General features: G+C 71.7%; 14 protein-coding genes. 5 read left to right on the top strand and 9 right to left on the bottom strand.

Translation table 11 applies throughout. The features are described 5' to 3' along the window. Window position 1: 1 nt before the first annotated feature. From ICC28_RS13560 to ICC28_RS13595, 8 genes are all read right to left on the bottom strand, one after another. On the bottom strand, window positions 2-790 hold the full coding sequence (locus tag ICC28_RS13560; protein WP_188288774.1) for an N-formylglutamate amidohydrolase: 789 nt from the start codon (window positions 788-790) through the stop codon (window positions 2-4). 25 nt (window positions 791-815) lie between these two features. Then, window positions 816-1,454: a hypothetical protein gene (locus ICC28_RS13565; RefSeq protein WP_188288775.1), complete on the bottom strand. Its 639-nt coding sequence runs from the start codon at window positions 1,452-1,454 to the stop codon at window positions 816-818. Between the two features lie 50 nt (window positions 1,455-1,504). Beyond that, window positions 1,505-1,723 (bottom strand): DUF397 domain-containing protein, encoded by a 219-nt coding sequence (locus ICC28_RS13570; protein WP_188288776.1) that lies wholly within the window; start codon window positions 1,721-1,723, stop codon window positions 1,505-1,507. After that, on the bottom strand, window positions 1,720-2,583 hold the full coding sequence (locus ICC28_RS13575; protein WP_188288777.1) for a helix-turn-helix domain-containing protein: 864 nt from the start codon (window positions 2,581-2,583) through the stop codon (window positions 1,720-1,722). Before ICC28_RS13575 ends, ICC28_RS13570 begins: the two co-directional genes overlap by 4 nt. A 231-nt stretch (window positions 2,584-2,814) precedes the next feature. After that, window positions 2,815-5,037: an NADP-dependent isocitrate dehydrogenase gene (locus ICC28_RS13580; RefSeq protein ID WP_188288778.1), complete on the bottom strand. Its 2,223-nt coding sequence runs from the start codon at window positions 5,035-5,037 to the stop codon at window positions 2,815-2,817. A 181-nt stretch (window positions 5,038-5,218) separates the two neighbouring features. Beyond that, window positions 5,219-6,313: a mechanosensitive ion channel family protein gene (locus tag ICC28_RS13585; RefSeq protein ID WP_188288779.1), complete on the bottom strand. Its 1,095-nt coding sequence runs from the start codon at window positions 6,311-6,313 to the stop codon at window positions 5,219-5,221. A 328-nt stretch (window positions 6,314-6,641) separates the two neighbouring features. Beyond that, on the bottom strand, window positions 6,642-7,427 hold the full coding sequence (locus tag ICC28_RS13590) for a crotonase/enoyl-CoA hydratase family protein (protein WP_188288780.1): 786 nt from the start codon (window positions 7,425-7,427) through the stop codon (window positions 6,642-6,644). Between the two features lie 69 nt (window positions 7,428-7,496). After that, window positions 7,497-8,480, bottom strand: coding sequence for a lysylphosphatidylglycerol synthase transmembrane domain-containing protein (locus ICC28_RS13595; protein ID WP_317454008.1), 984 nt, complete (start codon window positions 8,478-8,480; stop codon window positions 7,497-7,499). Between the two features lie 175 nt (window positions 8,481-8,655). On the opposite strand from ICC28_RS13595, the gene ICC28_RS13600 reads away from it, so the two are divergent. The 4 genes from ICC28_RS13600 to ICC28_RS13615 all read left to right on the top strand — a co-directional run bounded on the left by ICC28_RS13600 (window position 8,656) and on the right by ICC28_RS13615 (window position 15,597). Further along, window positions 8,656-10,551 (top strand): ABC transporter ATP-binding protein, encoded by a 1,896-nt coding sequence (locus tag ICC28_RS13600; protein ID WP_188288782.1) that lies wholly within the window; start codon window positions 8,656-8,658, stop codon window positions 10,549-10,551. Window positions 10,552-10,705: 154 nt separating this feature from the next. Then, window positions 10,706-11,026 (top strand): hypothetical protein, encoded by a 321-nt coding sequence (locus ICC28_RS13605; RefSeq protein WP_317454009.1) that lies wholly within the window; start codon window positions 10,706-10,708, stop codon window positions 11,024-11,026. A gap of 2 nt (window positions 11,027-11,028) precedes the next feature. Then, window positions 11,029-11,541, top strand: a complete 513-nt coding sequence (locus ICC28_RS13610) for an HIT family protein (RefSeq protein WP_188288783.1) — start codon at window positions 11,029-11,031, stop codon at window positions 11,539-11,541. Between the two features lie 162 nt (window positions 11,542-11,703). Next, the gene (locus tag ICC28_RS13615; RefSeq protein ID WP_188288784.1) at window positions 11,704-15,597 is read left to right on the top strand and encodes a glycoside hydrolase family 2 TIM barrel-domain containing protein; all 3,894 of its coding nucleotides are present in this window, start codon (window positions 11,704-11,706) and stop codon (window positions 15,595-15,597) included. On the opposite strand, the gene ICC28_RS13620 is transcribed toward ICC28_RS13615, so the two are convergent. Next, the gene (locus ICC28_RS13620) at window positions 15,571-16,938 is read right to left on the bottom strand and encodes a diacylglycerol/lipid kinase family protein (RefSeq protein ID WP_188288785.1); all 1,368 of its coding nucleotides are present in this window, start codon (window positions 16,936-16,938) and stop codon (window positions 15,571-15,573) included. The two genes, ICC28_RS13615 and ICC28_RS13620, sit on opposite strands and share 27 nt — an antisense overlap. Before the next feature lie 246 nt (window positions 16,939-17,184). Here ICC28_RS13620 and ICC28_RS13625 point away from each other — a divergent pair, with 246 nt between their 5' ends. After that, the gene (locus ICC28_RS13625) at window positions 17,185-17,766 is read left to right on the top strand and encodes a DUF4383 domain-containing protein (protein WP_188288786.1); all 582 of its coding nucleotides are present in this window, start codon (window positions 17,185-17,187) and stop codon (window positions 17,764-17,766) included. Window positions 17,767-17,779 lie beyond the last annotated feature (13 nt).

Consider the following 17,779-nt stretch of genomic DNA (forward strand, 5'->3'; position numbering starts at 1 on the left):
GTCAGCCCGGCAGCGCGTCCAGCAGCCGCGCCAGTGCCGAGGCGAGCCGGGTGAGTCCGGGCCCGGCGGGTCCGCCCGGCTCGGTCATGTACGTGTCGCGGCGGATCTCCACCATCAGGGCGCTGACCCGTGGCTCGCTCCCGTAGAACTCCAGCGGCACGTACGTACCGCCGAACGGGCTGTCCACCCCGGTCCCCCCGCACTCCGCGAACGCCTTCTCGGCCGCGGCGAGCAGTCCGGGCGGGGTGTGGAAGGCGTCGGTGCCCAGGCACACGGGCGGGCGCGGGCCGTCGCCGTGCAGCTCGTAGGGCAGCCGGGCGGTCGGATAGGAGTGCACGTCGACGATCACGGCCCGCCCGGTGGCGGCCAGCCGCCCGGCCACGGCCCGCGCCATCGCCTCGGCGTAGGGCAGGAAGTACCGTTCGACGAGCGGCGCGGGATCGGTGTCCGCGGCCCGCAGCTCCGTGCGGTGGGTGGTCCGCGTGTAGACGGCACCCATGCCGACGGCGAGCATCTCCTCCCGTTCGTCCGGGAACCGTTCCGGGTCGACCACCAGCCGCGACAGCCGGTTCACGAACCGCCAGGGCGTCACCCCGGCGCGCTCGGCCGCCGCCTCGGCGAGTTCCGCGGTGTGCGCGTCGGTGATGTGGTCCAGCTCCCGCTCCAGGGCCGTGTCGTCCAGCAGGATCCCGGCCCGTACGTCGGCCGGGATCTCCCGGGCGGAGTGCGGCACGTGCAGGATCACGGGGGAGTCGTCGGCCCCGGGCAGCAGTTCGTAGGAGGACGGCATGAGAGATGCTCCGATGGCGTGCGGGTCAGGGACGGACGAGCGGTGCCGGGCGGGCCGGGGCCACGGCCACCTGCTGCACGTCCACGTCGACGAGGGAGTGGCGGCAGTCGTGCACCGGTGCGCTGTCCACGAGCAGGTGGTACGTGATGGTCGTGCGGCGGCCGATGAGGCCCGGCCCGATCCACAGCCGCGTGCCGTTCACCTCGACCGGCGGTACGGCGGCCGATCCGGCGCTGGACTCGGTGCCCGTCACCTCCAGGTAGGGCACGGCGAGGTCCACCTGGATCGGCTGGTTCCGGTCGAACGAGTGGCTGGCGATGTCCCAGCGGCTGGGGTTGGTCAGCACGACCTCCACGAGGTGCGGGTCGGTCAGCAAGGTGCCGTTGCGGCGGATCTCCAGGCCTCCGTCCATGGACCGGGGCACCATCGGGCGGTGGCGCACGGTGTAGGTGAGGCGCCGCTTGGGGTGGGCGGCCCGGAACGCGGCCCACATCGCGCCGCACCCGACGAGTACGGCCACGGCGACACCGGCCGCGGTCCAGAAGGCTTCCATCGTGTAGAAGGCGCCGGACGCGGCGGGTGGGGGTGAGGGGACCTCGTTCACGGGCAGCCCGACGCGCCAAGGGGCCGGTCGCGCGTCGTACTCCGTTCGTACGTGCGGCAACTGTTCCGGTGGTTCACCGCCCCGGCCCGCCGACGGTTCTCAACTCCCGTTCAGCGGCGGCTGGTTCCTCCGCCGAGGAACGCCCGCCATTCGCGCGGGGTGAACACGAGCGCCGGTCCGTCGGTGTTCTTGGAGTCCCGGACCGCGACGAGGCCGTCGACGGCGGCGATCTCCACACACGCCCCGTTGCCCGAACTGCGGCTGCTCTTGCGCCAGTCGGCGCCGTCCAGGTCGATCCGCGACCGGCGCCGCTCGTCGTGCACGCTCATGACCCCTGCATCTCCCTTGCGATCCGCTCCAGCGTGGTGGGTGTCTCCTGCGGGTCGGGAGCGGCGGCCCGCACGAGGTCGAAGGTCTGGATGAAGGTGCGCACGTCGCGCTCCTTCTCCAAGTACACGTTTCCGGCGATCGAGTTGACGTAGACGACGGTGGGGGTGCGCGGCTCGAACTCCAGGAGCGAGAAGGTGCCGGCGAGGGCCGCGTGGGCGCCCTTGGCGGTCGGCATGACCTGGATGGTCACGTTCGGCATGGCCGCCGCCCGGGCCAGGTGCTCCAGTTGGGCCACCATGACCTCCGTACCGCCGATGGGGCGGCGCAGCGCGCTCTCCTCCAGCACCACCCACAGCTCCAGCGGCTCCGGCGTCCGGGTCAGCAGCGCCTGCCGCTCCTTGCGGAACCGCACCAACTGGTCAACCTCATAGGGTTCGTTGGGCCGTACGGCGGCGATCACGGCCCGGGCGTAGTCCTCGGTCTGGAGCAGTCCGTGGACGAACGTGGGCTCGTAGGAGCGCAGGGCGCGGGCGTCGGCCTCAAGTCCCGCGTAGGTGGCCATGCCGGAGGGCAGCACTTCGTTGTAGTGCGCCCACCAGCCCTGCTGCTGGGCGTCCTTGTGGATCTGCAGGACGGCCTCGGTCAGCTCCGGGTCGGTCACGCCGTACCACTGGAGCAGGTCGCGGACGTCCCGGGCCTTGATCGGGGCCTGCCCGGTCTCCACCCGGCTGATCTTGGACATCGAGCACTCCAGGTGCGCCGCCACGTCCTCGATCCGCTTGCCCGCGTGTTCGCGCAGCCGGCGGAGCTCGGATCCGAGCTGGCGCCGTCGCAGCGTGGGACCGCCGGCCGTGGCCATCGCCTCACCCCTCGCACTCGAAATGGTGCCCCGTTGCTCCGAGCAAGTGCGCTCGGACCTTCAACCCTCGTGCATCTGAGGATAGTTGAGATCATGCACATCGCTCACGCAATTGCGTGAAAAAAGTCCGTGAGTGCTCGCGCGAGTGCTCGAAGGGGTGCGGACATGGCTCCGCCCCGACCGGACGGTGCACCGGTCGGGGCGGAACGGAAGGCCTGTGGCCCGGGTGGGTCAGCTCAGCGAGGCGAGCGCCTCGTTCCAGGTGGCCGACGGGCGCATGACCGCGGCGGCCTTGGCCGGGTCGGGCTGGTAGTAGCCGCCGATGTCGGCCGGGCTGCCCTGGACGGCGTTCAGCTCGTCGACGATCTTCTGCTCGTTGGCGGCGAGCGTCTCGGCGAGCGGCGCGAACGCCTTGGCCAGGTCGGCGTCGTCGGTCTGCTTGGCCAGCTCCTGCGCCCAGTACAGGGACAGGAAGAAGTGGCTGCCGCGGTTGTCGATGCCGCCGAGGCGACGGGTCGGGGACTTGTCCTCGTTGAGGAAGGTCGCCGTGGCGCGGTCGAGGGTGTCGGCGAGGACCTTGGCCTTGGCGTTGCCGGTGGCCGTCGCGTACTGCTCCAGGGACGGGACCAGGGCGAAGAACTCACCGAGCGAGTCCCAGCGCAGGTAGTTCTCCTTGACCAGCTGCTGGACGTGCTTCGGCGCGGAGCCGCCGGCGCCCGTCTCGAACAGACCGCCGCCCGCCATCAGCGGGACGACCGACAGCATCTTGGCGCTGGTGCCCAGCTCCAGGATGGGGAACAGGTCGGTCAGGTAGTCGCGCAGCACGTTGCCGGTCACCGAGATGGTGTTCTCGCCGCGGCGGATGCGCTCGATCGACAGCTTGGTGGCCTCGACCGGAGCCAGGATGCGGATGTCCAGGCCCTCGGTGTCGTGCTCCGGCAGGTACGCCTTGACCTTCTCGATCAGCTGCGCGTCGTGGGCGCGGGTCTCGTCCAGCCAGAACACGGCCGGGTCGCCGGTGGCGCGGGCACGGGTGACGGCCAGCTTCACCCAGTCCTTGATCGGCGCGTCCTTGGTCTGGCAGGCGCGGAAGATGTCACCGGCCGCGACCTGCTGCTCCAGGACGACGTTGCCGGCCCGGTCGACCAGGCGGACCGTGCCGGCCGCCGCGACCTCGAAGGTCTTGTCGTGGGAGCCGTACTCCTCGGCCTTCTGCGCCATCAGGCCGACGTTCGGGACCGAGCCCATGGTGGACGGGTCGTAGGCGCCGTTGGCGCGGCAGTCCTCGATCACGGCCTGGTAGACGCCGGAGTAGCTGGAGTCCGGCAGCACCGCGAGGGTGTCGGCCTCCTGGCCGTCCGGGCCCCACATGTGGCCGGAGGTGCGGATCATGGCCGGCATCGAGGCGTCGACGATGACGTCGGACGGCACGTGCAGGTTGGTGATGCCCTTGTCGGAGTCCACCATCGCCAGGGCCGGGCCCTCGGCGAGCTCGGCGTCGAAGGAGGCCTTGATCTCCTCGCCGAGCTGCGGAAGCGTCTCCAGGCCCTTGAAGATGCCGCCCAGACCGTCGTTCGGGGACAGGCCGGCGCCGGCGAGGACCTCGCCGTACTTCGCGAAGGTCTTCGGGAAGAAGGCGCGTACCACGTGGCCGAAGACGATCGGGTCGGAGACCTTCATCATCGTGGCCTTCAGGTGCACGGAGAACAGCACGCCCTCCGCCTTGGCGCGGGCGACCTGCGCGGCGAGGAACTCGCGCAGCGCCGCGGCGCGCATCACGGAGGCGTCGACGACCTCGCCCGCGAGGACCGGGACCGACTCGCGCAGGACGGTGGTGGTGCCGTCCTCGGCGACCAGCTCGATCCGCAGCGCGCCGTCCTCGGCGATGACGGCGGACTTCTCGGTGGAGCGGAAGTCGTTCTCGCCCATGGTCGCCACGTTGGTCTTGGACTCGGGGGTCCAGGCGCCCATGCGGTGCGGGTGGGTCTTGGCGTAGTTCTTGACCGAGGCGGGGGCGCGGCGGTCGGAGTTGCCCTCACGCAGGACCGGGTTCACGGCGGAACCCTTGATCTTGTCGTAGCGGGCGCGGATCTCGCGCTCCTCGTCGGTCTTCGGCTCGTCCGGGTAGTTCGGCAGCGCGTAGCCCTGGGCCTGCAGCTCGGCGACCGCGGCCTTCAGCTGCGGGATCGAGGCCGAGATGTTCGGCAGCTTGATGATGTTCGCGGCCGGCGTCTTGGCCAGCTCGCCCAGCTCCGCCAGCGCGTCCGGGATCCGCTGGTCCTCGGTGAGGTACTCCGGGAACACGGCGATGATCCGCCCGGCCAGCGAGATGTCGCGCGTCTCCACGGCGACACCCGCCTGCGAGGCGTACGCCTGGACCACCGGCAGGAAGGAATACGTCGCCAGGGCCGGGGCCTCGTCAGTGTGCGTATAGATGATGGTCGAGTCAGTCACCGGGTGCTCCGCTCCACGTCTGCAACATTGCTCGACATCAAGATATCTCGTGATCGACCCGGACTCGACAGGGGTCTCCGCCGCTTTCGCGGATCGCGTCCCACCGCTGCCCCTGCCGACGTCCGTGTCCTCGTCCGATTCAGGCGTGACCTACTTCACACCCCGGTCGGTGGCGGCTCCGTCAGTCGAGGCGGAGGGAGACCGCCTCGGTCGCCTCCTCGGGGCCGCGCTGCTGCGGAATGGCCATCGCCGCCTGCTGCAGCGCCACCGTCCGCGCGGGAGCGGGGATGCGGATGCCCTCCCGGCGGTAGCGGCGGTGCAGACGCTTGATGAACTCGTGCTTGATCCGGTACTGGTCGCTGAACTCGCCGACGCCCAGGATGACGGTGAAGCCGATCCGGGAGTCGCCGAAGGTGTGGAAGCGGATGATCGGCTCGTGGTCCGGGACGGCCCCCTCGACCTCGGTCATCACTTCGGCGATCACCTCGTTCGTCACCCGCTCGACCTGGTCGAGGTCACTGTCGTAGGCGACCCCGACCTGGACCAGGATCGTCAGCCGCTCCTCGGGCCGCATGAAGTTGGTCATGTTCGTCTTCGCGAGTTCCCCGTTGGGGATGACGACCAGGTTGTTGGCCAGGTTGCGGACCGTCGTCTGGCGCCAGTTGATGTCCTCGACGTAGCCCTCCTCGCCACTGCTCAGCCGGATGTAGTCGCCCGGCTGGACGGTCTTGGAGGCGAGGATGTGGATGCCGGCGAAGAGGTTGGCGAGCGTGTCCTGAAGGGCCAGGGCGACCGCGAGACCGCCGACGCCCAGGGCGGTGAGCAGCGGCGCTATGGAGACGCCGAGGGTCTGCAGCACCACCAGGAAGCCGATCGCCAGGACCAGGATCCGGGAGATGTTGACGAAGATCGTGGCCGACCCGGCGACGCCCGGACGGGACTGGGTGACCGTCCGCATCAGTCCGGCGACCCCGCGGGCGACCGCCAGCGTCACCGCGAAGATGAGCAGCACGCTCAGGGTCTGGTTGACGGTGCGCTGGAGCGTCCTGGTCAGCGGCAGCGCGGCGGCCGCCGCGGCCGTCCCGCCCAGGACCGCGGCCCACGGCACCACGGACCGCAGCGCGTCCACGATGAGGTCGTCGCCGCTCCAGCGGGTGCGTTCGGCGTGCTTGGCGAGCCAGCGCATCAGCATCCGCAGCAGGAACGCTGCCAACAGGCCCGCGGCCAGGGCGATTCCGGCCATCACCAGGTCGTCCACAGTGAGATCCCGCTTCACCGGTCACCTCCGGGGACAGAAGCTGCGGCGAAGTGCCTCGCCGACGGCCGGGTGTGAAGAGTCGTCACGTTGCCACCTGCTCGAATTCCGGACTGTACGGTCGCACCGACCGGGCGCGACGGGCTCATCCTGCCGTATCGCGCACACGGGTTCGTACCGTCCGCACCTGACGCGGTGCTTCCGCCCGGAGGTCAAAGGCGCCGCCGTCAACTCGGGTGCGCCCGGGGGCCGCTGGAGGGCGGTCCGGCACCGCCTCCCGACGGGGGGTGCGTCCGGGAATGTCACCGCACTGTCGTCGTTGACCGCCGTCCCGGCGGGGCGGCCGGCGTCACAGCGAGGACTGCGGGGGGTGGAGATCCGTGAACACTCCGTGCCGTCCCGCTCCCGCCGCGAACCGTCCCGCCCCTTCCGGGCTCTCCGCCAACACGCCCATCCCGTGGAGGAGTTCGGAGCGCAGGGCCGTCTCCTCGTCCAGGCCTTCCTGGGCCAGGACCGACGCCCGGTCCGAGCGCAGGCAGGACTGGGGGAAGCGGGCGATCGACGCGGCCAGGGCCTCCGCCTCGGTGCGGGCGGTGCCGGTGGCGACGAGGCGGTTGGCGAGGCCGATGTCGTAGGCCTCGGCGGCCGGTACCGGGCGGCCGGTGAGGATCAGGTCCAGGGCGCGACTCGTGCCGATCAGCCGGGGCAGCCGTACCGTGCCCCCGTCGATGAGCGGGACGCCCCAGCGGCGGCAGAACACGCCGAAGACCGCGTCCTGTTCGGCCACCCGCAGATCGCACCAGAGGGCCAGCTCCAGGCCCCCGGCCACGGCGTGTCCGGCGACCGCCGCGATCACCGGCTTGGACAGCCGCATGCGGGTCGGGCCCATCGGGCCGTCGCCGTCCTCCGCGACCCGGTTGCTCTGCTCCGTGCCCAGCGCCTTGAGGTCCGCGCCCGCGCAGAACGTGCCGCCCTCGCCCCACAGCACCGCCGCCCGCGCCTGCTCGTCCGCCTCGAACTCCCGGAAAGCGTCCGCCAGTTCGGCGGCCGTGGGGCCGTCGACGGCGTTGCGGACCTCGGGGCGGGAGAGGATCACGGTGGTGACGGGACCCTGGCGTTCGACGCGGACCGGCATGGCGGAACTCCCTTCGGCGGGGCGACGACAGGGGGAGTGTTCCATGCCGGACCCGGTCGGGCCGCCCGCTCAGATCACCTTCCGGCGCACCAGCGCCCCCAGCGTCAACGCCCCCGGCAGCAGCGGCAGCCAGACGGTGATGATCCGGTAGGCGAGGACCACGGCCGTCGCCACGGCCGCCGGACCGCCCGCCGCCACCAGCGCCACGACCAGCGCCGCCTCGACCGAGCCGAGCCCGCCCGGCGTGGGCACCAGCGCCACCGCGACCGTCGCGGCCAGATAGGCGACGGCCAGGTGCGCGGGCGGCACCGACAGCCCCAACGCCCGCCCCACCGCGACCAGTCCGGCCGCCTGGAGCGCGGGGAAGGCGAACGCGCCGCCCCACAGGGCGAGTGCCCGGGACGGGCGGGCGTGGACCGAGCGAGCCTCGCCGAGCGCGGTCCGCAGGAAGGAGACCACCGTGGCCCGCACCCGCCGCACCAGGGCCAGCACGCCCGCCGCCACCAGCACGACCGCGGCCGCGGCGAGCAGCAACGGGCCGATCGCCCCGTCGGGCAGCAGGCCGTCGAGCCGCAGCGCGTCGGGGAAGGCGAGGAACAGCACGGCGAGCAGGCCCACACGGCCGACCGCCTCCGCGAGCAGATAGAGGGCCAGGGCGGCGGAGGAGCGGGCGAGCGACAGCCCGCACACGGTCATGAACCGCAGGTTGACCGCGCTCGCCCCCAGTCCGGTGGGCAGCAGGTGGTTGGCCGCGCCGGCCGCGAACTGCGTGGCGAGCAGCCGGCCCGGCGGCAGCCGCTCGACGACCGCGCCCTGCCGGGTGCAGGCGGCGGCCACCCACGTCAGACAGGTGGCGCAGACCGCCACCAGCAGCCAGGGCCAGCGGGCGGTGCCGAGGTGGGCGAAGCCCTCGGCCAGCACGGCACGGTGCTGGACCGCCACCACGGCGACCAGCAGGAGCGGAAGCAGACACAGGATCCGGCGGACCGGGACGCGTCGGGGGAGTCGCCCCTCGGGGACAGGGGGCAGGTCGGGGAGGTGTACCGCTGTCACAGTCGGAGAGGTTTTCCGCGCCGCACCAACGGCGGGTTGCCGAATCAGGGCTTCGGGCTTACTTCCGGTCATCGGGTCCTTCGCGGGGGGAGTGGTCGCAGGAGCAGGGGGCTGTCGTAGTAACTACCGGAAGAACGTTGACCTCAACATTGCTTGAGGTCCTACGTTCTCTCTCATGAGCATGGAGACCACAGCCTGGACACAGCTGCACAGCGTCATGAACGCCGAGCAGGAACGCCGCCCCCTCGCCCGCGCCACCCTGCGCCGCATCGGCGCGTTCGCCCGCCCGCACCGCAGGCGGATCACCCAGTTCGTGGTGCTCGGGGTGGCCACCGCCCTCCTCGCGGTCGCCACCCCCGTCCTCGCCGGCTGGGTCGTCACCGCGATCGTGTCGGGCGACGACGAGGGCAGAGTCGTACGGCTCGCCCTGCTCATCGCCCTCATCGCGGTGCTGGAGGCGGCGCTGGGCATCCTCGCCCGACGCCTGTCGGCGACGCTCGGAGAGGGACTCATCCTCGATCTGCGCACAGCCGTGTTCGACCATGTGCAGCGCATGCCGGTCGCGTTCTTCACACGCACTCGTACGGGGGCGCTCGTCTCCCGTCTCAACAACGACGTCATCGGCGCGCAGCGCGCCTTCAGCAACACGCTCTCCGGAGTCGTGAGCAACCTGGTCACGCTGCTGCTCACGCTCGTCGTCATGCTCACCCTGTCCTGGCAGATCACCCTGCTCGCGCTGGCGCTGCTGCCGGTGTTCGTGATCCCGGCCCGCCGCATGGGCCGCCGGATGGCCCGGATGCAGCGGGAGGCGGCCACCCTCAACGCGGCGATGGGCACCCGGATGACCGAGCGGTTCTCGGCCCCCGGCGCCACCCTCGTCAAGCTCTTCGGCCGCCCCGAGCAGGAGTCCGCGGAGTTCGCGGCCCGCGCCCGCCGCGTCGCCGACATCGGGATCCGCACCGCCACCGCCCAGTCGGCGTTCATCACCGCGCTGACCCTCGTCTCCGCCCTCGCACTCGCCCTGGTCTACGGCCTCGGCGGCTGGTTCGCCCTCAACGGCAGCCTCGAACCGGGCGCCGTCGTCTCCCTGGCGCTCCTCCTCACCCGGCTGTACGCCCCGCTCACCGCGCTGGCCGGAGCGCGCGTCGAGGTGATGAGCGCGCTGGTCAGCTTCGAGCGCGTCTTCGAGGTGCTCGACCTCGAACCCCTCATCCAGGACAGGCCCGACGCCCAACGCGTCCCCGACGGGCCGGTCTCGGTCGAGTTCGCCGACGTCCGCTTCGGCTACCCGTCCGCCGACAAGGTCTCCCTCGCCTCCCTGGAGGAGGTCGCCTCCCTCGACACCCGGGGCGGCGACCAGGTCCTGCACGGCATCTCCTTCCGCGCCGAACCGGGCCAGACCGTCGCGCTCGTCGGCTCCTCCGGCGCGGGCAAGTCGACCGTCGCCGCCCTGCTCCCGCGCCTGTACGACGTCGACGGCGGCGCGGTCCGGATCGGCGGCGTCGACGTCCGCGACCTGAGCGCCCGGTCCCTGCGCGAGACCCTCGGCATGGTCACCCAGGACGGCCACCTGTTCCACGACACCGTCCGCGCCAACCTCCTGCTGGCCAGCCCCTCCGCCACCGACGACGACCTGTGGGACGCCCTGCGCCGCTCCCGCCTCGACGACCTCGTACGCTCCCTGCCCGACGGCCTCGACACCGTCGTCGGCGAACGCGGCTACCGTCTCTCCGGCGGCGAACGCCAGCGCATGACGATCGCCCGGCTCCTCCTGGCCCGCCAGCGCGTCGTCATCCTCGACGAGGCCACCGCCCACCTCGACAACACCTCCGAGGCCGCCGTCCAGGAAGCCCTCGCCGAGGCCCTCGACGGCAGGACGGCCCTCGTCATCGCCCACCGCCTGTCCACGGTCCGCGCCGCCGACCTCATCCTGGTGATCGAGTCCGGCCGCGTCGTGGAACGCGGCACCCACGACGAACTCCTGGCCGCGAACGGCCGCTACGCCGACCTGTACCGGACCCAGTTCGAGGAGCGCCCGGCGACGGCCCTGCCGGAGGAGGCCGCGGCGTAGGGGGCGCTCCGCAGGTCCCGCCGTGGCGAACTCCGGTGCGGGCGGGTGTGCTTGAGGCGGCCTCCACGGAAACCGCCTCGCCACCCGTTTCCGCGCCGGGGTACGTTCGCCTCGTGTGCCACTACGCCGAGACGTCCTACAAGCTGCACTACGCGTGCGTGACCTGCGCGTGGCGTTCAAGCGGCACCCCGGGCCCGGCGGGCACCGCTGCCCCCGGTGCGCGGAGCCGATGATGTGCGCGGGCCATGACTTCGCGGCACCGCGGCGCCGGGACACCAAGGCGTGGACCGTCGTCGCGGTGGTGCTGGCCGCGGGACTGCGGTACGAGGGGCTCGAGGCCTGCGGCTGCGGCAAGGAACCCCGGTTCCGCCCGCGCACCCGCGCCCAGGTACGGGCACGCCGGATCGCGGCGGCACGTACGGGAACACCGTTGGCGGAGCTGCTGGGGCGCCCGGATCCGCAGACGCCAGCGTGACCATGAGCGGCGACTGGCGCAAGGACCGGATCGGCAGTGCGCTGCGCGGCGGGAATCCCACCGTGCTGCGGCGGCTGGACGCGGGGTTCGCGGTCATCGGGGACGTGCAGTTCCTGCCGGGCTACTCGGTGCTCCTGGTGGGCGACCCCGCGGTGCGGCGGCTGTCGGAGCTGCCGAGGGCGAAGCGGATGGCGTTCCTGGCCGACATGGACCGGCTCGGCGAGGCCGTCGAGCGGGCCTGCGCGCGGCTGGATCCGGCCTTCCGGCGGGTCAATCTGGAGATCCTCGGCAACACCGACCCGTTCCTGCACGTGCACGTGTGGCCGCGGTACGAGTGGGAGCCGGCCGAGCTGGTGGGCCTGCCGGTGTGGCTGTATCCGCGGGAGCGGTGGAGCGAGGAGCGGTATGCGCTCGGCCCCCGCCACGACACCGTACGGGCCGCGATCGGCGCCGAGTTGGACCGGCTCGCACGCCGAACGGGCTCCGGCCCCACGGGTGATATCCAGCCGCAGTGAGCCAACTCGCCCATCAGAAACACACAAAGAACGACAGCATCATTGCTTCACCTGGGTTCCCATCCTAGGGTTTGGTCGGTTTCTCGACAGCACCGCACAAGATCTGACGCTCCCTCACAGCAAGTGCAGAGCCGCACTGTCGTCCCGAGGAAGGCCACGGTCATGCCGCACGCGCCCGAGTCCCCCGCCGGCCACCCGATCCGCCCCCCAGTCGTCAGCCGCCGCCGACTCCTGGAAGGCGGCGCCGCCGTCCTCGGCGCGCTCGCCCTGTCGGGGCCGCTGTCCGCCCGGACGGCCCGCGCGGCCGGGGAGGCCGACGCGACCCCGGAGTGGAACGGCAACATCTCCGTCTTCCGGCTGGGCACCGAGCCCCCGCACACCACGCTCATGCCGTACGCGGACGTCAGGCAGGCCCTCGCCGCCGACCGCACCCGCTCCCCGTACCGGCTCAGCCTCGACGGCACCTGGAAGTTCGCCTACGCCGACCGCCCCGCCGACCGGGACGAGGACTTCTACCGCACCGACGTCGACGACAAGGGCTGGGACACCCTTCCCGTCCCCTCCGTCTGGCAGCAGCACGGCTACGACTTCCCGATCTACGTCAACATCACCTACCCCTACTGGGGCCCCAACGGCCTGGGCGAGGAACCGCAGCCGCCCGCCGCACCGACCCGCTACAACCCCGTCGGCCAGTACAGAAGATCCTTCACCGTCCCCCGCTCCTGGTCCGGCCGGCGCACCTTCCTGCACTTCGAGGGCGTGAAGTCCGCGCACTACGTGTGGATCAACGGCGAACTCGTGGGCTACCACGAGGACTCCTTCACCCCGGCCGAGTACGACATCACCGACCACCTCAAGCCCGGCACCAACCAGATCGCCGTCGAGGTGTACCGCTACTCCGACGGAGACTGGCTGGAGGACCAGGACATGATCCGGCTGAGCGGCATCTTCCGCTCGGTCTACCTGTACTCCACCCCGGCCGTCCACCTGCGCGACTTCAAGCTGGAGACCCCGCTCGGCGCCGACCACCGGACGGCCGACCTCTCGGTCACCGCGAGCGTGCGCGCCTACCGGCCGGGCAGCTCCGGCTCCTACACCGTCGAGACCCAGCTCTACGACGCCGGCGGCCACGCCGTCTGGTCCCGGCCGCTGAACCAGACCGTCGCCGTCGGAGCGACCGGGGAGGACACCACCGTAACGGCGGCCAAGTCCGTGCCCGCGCCGAAGCTCTGGTCGGCCGAACACCCGTATCTCTACACCGCCGTACTGCGGCTGCGCGACCCGGCGGGCAAGGTGGTCGAGACGCTGTCGCACCGGGTCGGCCTGCGCGAGTTCGCGCTCAAGGACGGCCTGATGCGCATCAACGGCCAGCCGGTGTCCTTCCGCGGCACCAACCGCCACGAGATGCACCCCGACCGCGGCATCGCCCTCACCCGCGCCGACATGGTCCGGGACGTCGAGGTCATCAAGCGCCTGAACATGAACACGGTCCGCACCTCGCACTACCCCAACAACCCGCTGTGGGCGGAACTCTGCGACGAGTACGGCCTCTACCTCGTCGACGAGGCCAACGTCGAGACGCACGCCATCCGCGGCGAGTACCCCGGCAACCACGCGGACTGGAGCGAGGCATGCGTGGCCCGCGCCCAGAACATGGTGCACCGCGACAAGAACCACGCCTCCGTCGTCATCTGGTCCCTGGGCAACGAGGCCGGCGGCGGCAGCACCTTCGTCGCCATGCACGACTGGATCAAGTCCTACGACACCACCCGCGTCGTCCAGTACGAGGGTGACGACCGGCCCGGCGTCAGCGACATCCGCTCGCGGATGTACGAGAGCCCCGCCCGCGTCGAGGCCCGCGCGAAGGACACCGCGGACACCCGCCCGTACGTCATGATCGAGTACTCCCACGCGATGGGGAACTCCAACGGCAACTTCAAGAAGTACTGGGACGTGATACGCCGCCACGACGTCCTCCAGGGCGGCTGGATCTGGGACTTCGCCGACCAGTCCCTCACCCGGCCCACGCCGGAGCGCATCCTCCTGACCGAGACCGGCCCCGCCGGGCTGCGCGGCGAGATCCTCAACCCCTCCGGCACCTTCGACCGCGCGAAGGGCCTCTCCGGCGGCACCGTCTTCGCCCGCGACCCCCGCCTGGACCTCACCGGCTCCCTCACCCTGGAGGCCTGGATCACCCCGAAGGTGACCGGCTTCCACCAGCCGATCATCGCCAAGGGCGACACCCACTACGCCCTGAAGCAGAACGGCAGGACCCTGGAGTTCTTCATCTACGGCGGCGGCCAGTGGATCACCACCACCTGGGCCGTGCCCGCCGACGGCTGGACCGGCACCGAACACCATGTCGCGGGCGTCTTCGACGCGGACGCGGGCCGGCTCACCCTCTACGTCGACGGCGAGGCGAAGTCCACCCGCACCACCACCCAGCGGCCCGCCCCGAACACCGCCTCCCTCGCCCTCGCCACCGACATGGACAACCCCAGCCGGGAGTTCAGCGGCACCGTCCGGCGGGCCCGCGTCTACGCCCGCGCCCTCAGCGCGGCCGAACTCGCCTCCGCCGGCCGCGGTCCCGGTGACGACGGGGTGCGCTTCTGGTTCGACGCGGCGACCGTCGCGCTCACCCGGAAACGGCCGAAGCAGAAGACGTTCTTCGCCTACGGCGGCGACTGGGGCGACAACCCCAACGACTTCAACTTCGTCGCCAACGGCATCGTCACCGCCGACCGCGGGCACACCGGCAAGGCCGCGGAGATCAAACACGTCTACCAGGCCGTCAACGTCACGCAGACGGACGGCGGGATCACCCTCACCAACGAATACCTCTTCACCAACCTCCGCGAATTCAAAGGCAGTTGGGAACTCATCGCTGACGGGAAGGTGATCCGGAGCGGCAGGCTGAGCCGCACCCAGCTCGATGTCCCGCCGCTGTCCGGCAAGAAGATCCCCCTCCCGGTGAAACCGCCCGCCGCCCCCGCGCCGGGCACCGAGTACTTCCTCCGCCTCTCCTTCACCACCAAGGAGCCCACCAAATGGGCCCGGGCGGGCTTCGAAGTGGCCCGGCAGCAACTCCCCCTCGACGCCGGCAGCCCGGCCGTCACCCCCGTACCCCTGGACAAGGTGCCGGCCCTCGCCCACACCGACGGCGAGGACTCCGTCACCGTCACCGGCAAGGGCTTCTCCGTCACCGTCGACAAGAAGACCGGCGTCATCACCTCGTACAAGGCCGCCGGCACCACGCTCATCAGCTCCGGCCCCGCGCCCAACTTCTGGCGCGCGCCCACCGACAACGACAAGGGCAACGGCCAGCACACCCGCAACCAGACCTGGCGCGACGCCGGCGCCCGACGCACGGTGACCGAGGTGAGCGTGCGCGCGGTACGCGACCGGGCCGTCGAGATCAAGGTCGGCGGCACCCTGCCGACGACCACGCCGTCGACGTACACCACCACCTACACCGTCTTCGGCAACGGCGAGATCAAGGTCGACAACACCCTGCGCCCGGGGGCGGGTTCACTGCCGTACATACCGGAGGTCGGCACCCTGCTCCTCCTCCCCGGTCGCCTGAACCGGCTCCACTACTACGGCCGGGGCCCCGAGGAGAACCACTGGGACCGCAACAACGGCACCGACGTCGGCCTGTACTCCGGGACCGTCGCCGAGCAGTGGACCCCGTACATCCGGCCGCAGGAGAACGGCAACCGCACCGACGTCCGCTGGGCCGCCCTGACCGACCGGAACGGCGTCGGCCTGCTGGTCAGCGGCGAGCCGCTGGTCGAGGTCAACGCCTCCTACTTCACCCCGGAGGACCTGTCGGTCGGCGTGCGCCACGACTACCAGCTCACCCCGCGTGAGGAGGTCGTCCTGCGGGTGAGCCACCGGCAGATGGGCGTGGGCGGCGACGACAGCTGGGGCGCGCAGACGCACAACGAGTACAAGCTGTTCGCCGACCGCGAGTACGCCTACACCTACCGGCTGCGCCCCGTCACCGACGTGAACCGGGCGACGCAGGTCTCACGCAGGCCCACGGCGACCGGCTGACCCATGGCGGTGCGGCGCGGCCGTACGGCCCACCGTCGCCGCCAGTTTGCGCAACCGGCGCCAGTCCAGACGGGGCTGGCGCCGGGCCACGCCGGGTCGCTTGCGGGGCACCCGGACGCGCAGCGCGCGCGGCGAGACACGGCAGCGCACCGGCGAGGGCAGGACCAACGCCTCGCCGTCCAGGCCCACTTCGACCTCCGGCCCGTCGGCCTCGACGAGCACCTCGCGGGCCGTCAGGACGGTCAGCCCGTGCGGCTGCGGATCCAGCAGCAGCGCCGCCGCCTCCGCCGCGCTGTCCACCCGGACGCCGAGCACCCCCAGCACACCGCCGTCGAGCCGGTCGCGCCGCCCGAACCCGAACGGATCGCCCGTCCGGTACGGGTTGTTGCTCACCAGCACGGCCTGCGGGCCGTCGAGCACCGTGTCTCCCACCCGGGCGGTGAGCCGCGGCCCCTGCTGGCCGGTGAGCAGGTCGGGCAGCAGCTCCAGACTGGTGCCGATCTTGTCGTCGCGGTACGAGGGGCTCTGCACGATCGCCGCGTACGCCCCGAAGGAGGCGTTGTTGACGAACGGGCGGTCACCGGCGAAACCGAGGTCCACGATGAGCTCCACGCCATCGGCCAGCGCGTCCAGGCAGGCGGCCGGATCGTCGCGGTCCAGACCGAGGTCCAGGGCGAAGTGGTTGCGGGTACCGGCACTGATGACCAGGAACGGCAGCCGGTGCTCGGCGGCGACGGCCGCGACCAGCGCCTGCGTGCCGTCACCGCCCGCGGCACCGAGCAGATCAGCCCCGTCCGCCACGGCGGCCCGGGCCAGCGCCGTCACGTCCTGCCGCTCCTCCGGATCCAACAACACCACACGCGCGCCGAGCCGTTCGGCCTTCTCCCGCAGCCCGAACCGGCCCACCTTCCCGCCGCCCGACCGCGGATTCATGATCAGGAACGGCCGCTCGGGCGGCGGGGTCCGCCGCTCCTTGACCCGCGCCCGGTGCACGCCGGTACCGCGCAACGCGTACCGCCCGCTCCACACGGCCAGCCCCCACAGCCCCAACGACACCGGCAGCGTCCAGAACAGGGTGGCCGCGAACAGGGCCACGAGCCCGGCCGGCACGGCCACGGCCAGCAGCGCCGCGGCCCAGCGCAACGGCCCCCGCAACGTCAGCGTCCACCACACCCCGGCCGCCGCCAGCCCCAGACCGAGAGCACCGCCCACCACCAGCAGCACGCCGCCCATACCGCCGTAGCCGAGCGGCACGAGAACCGCGAGCGCGGCCGCGGCCAGCGCCCCCCTCGCCGCCCACCGCTGCGCGCGGTAGGCCCGCCTGCTGACATCCACGGCCATGACTCCTCCAGTCGTCGCCGGTCATCGTAGGTCGCGGAGGCCGGCGGCGGTTCGGTGCTCATGCGCTCCCGGCGACGACGGTCCGCGCGCGGTGCGCCCGCCTGGGGCGTCCGCGCGCGGTGCGCCCGCCCGGGGTGCTGCAACCTTTCGCCGCCCGTTGGGCGAAGAGGAGACGAAAGCGGACAGAGCAAGGGCTCTGTGGCGGGCGGGACGCTTCCTGGCAAGGAACAAGGAAGAGGAGACGTCATGAGGCTTCGCGACGAACTGCCCGTGGACCACCGACTGGCCCAGGTGTACCGCTACGGCGCCGGCCTGTGCGGTGTCATCCTGCTCGTCTTCGGCACCCTGGGCTTCGCCGACCGGCTCAGCCCCTTCGACACGGACGGAACCCGGATCGCGGGGATGTCCACCAACGGCGTACTCAGCCTCCTCTCCGTCACCGTCGGCCTCGTCCTGATCGGCGGCGCCGTGATCGGCGGGAACTTCGCCTCCACACTCAACATGACCGTCGGCACGCTCTTCCTGCTCAGCGGCTTCTTCCATCTCTTCGTCCTGGACCGCCCCGCCAACTTCCTCGACTTCGGCATGACCAACGTCCTCTTCAGCTTCGTCATGGGGCTGCTGATCGCCTGCTTCGGCATGTACGGCCGGGTGTCCAGCAAGCTGCCGCACGACAACCCGTACTGGCGGCGCCGCCACCCCCGGCAGGCCGCACGCGAGTCCCTGGCGGCCCGACGGCGCGGCGGTCGGCCGGCCGCGGCCCTGGACCCGGGCCCGGACCCGGGACGAGCCGACACCGAGCCCGCGATCGCGCCCGCCCGGGACTGAGGCCGTGGACGAC

The organism is Streptomyces sp. TRM68416, from assembly GCF_014596915.1.
Lineage (GTDB): Bacteria > Actinomycetota > Actinomycetes > Streptomycetales > Streptomycetaceae > Streptomyces.

Coding starts and splice junctions, on each gene's coding strand:
- ICC28_RS13610 (WP_188288783.1), top strand. CDS start 11,029: ATGAGCGGCGACTGGCGCAAGGACCGGATCGGCAGTGCGCTGCGCGGC.
- ICC28_RS13615 (WP_188288784.1), top strand. CDS start 11,704: ATGCCGCACGCGCCCGAGTCCCCCGCCGGCCACCCGATCCGCCCCCCA.
- ICC28_RS13575 (WP_188288777.1), bottom strand. CDS start 2,583: ATGGCCACGGCCGGCGGTCCCACGCTGCGACGGCGCCAGCTCGGATCC.
- ICC28_RS13570 (WP_188288776.1), bottom strand. CDS start 1,723: ATGAGCGTGCACGACGAGCGGCGCCGGTCGCGGATCGACCTGGACGGC.
- ICC28_RS13625 (WP_188288786.1), top strand. CDS start 17,185: ATGAGGCTTCGCGACGAACTGCCCGTGGACCACCGACTGGCCCAGGTG.
- ICC28_RS13590 (WP_188288780.1), bottom strand. CDS start 7,427: ATGCCGGTCCGCGTCGAACGCCAGGGTCCCGTCACCACCGTGATCCTC.
- ICC28_RS13560 (WP_188288774.1), bottom strand. CDS start 790: ATGCCGTCCTCCTACGAACTGCTGCCCGGGGCCGACGACTCCCCCGTG.
- ICC28_RS13620 (WP_188288785.1), bottom strand. CDS start 16,938: ATGGCCGTGGATGTCAGCAGGCGGGCCTACCGCGCGCAGCGGTGGGCG.
- ICC28_RS13600 (WP_188288782.1), top strand. CDS start 8,656: ATGAGCATGGAGACCACAGCCTGGACACAGCTGCACAGCGTCATGAAC.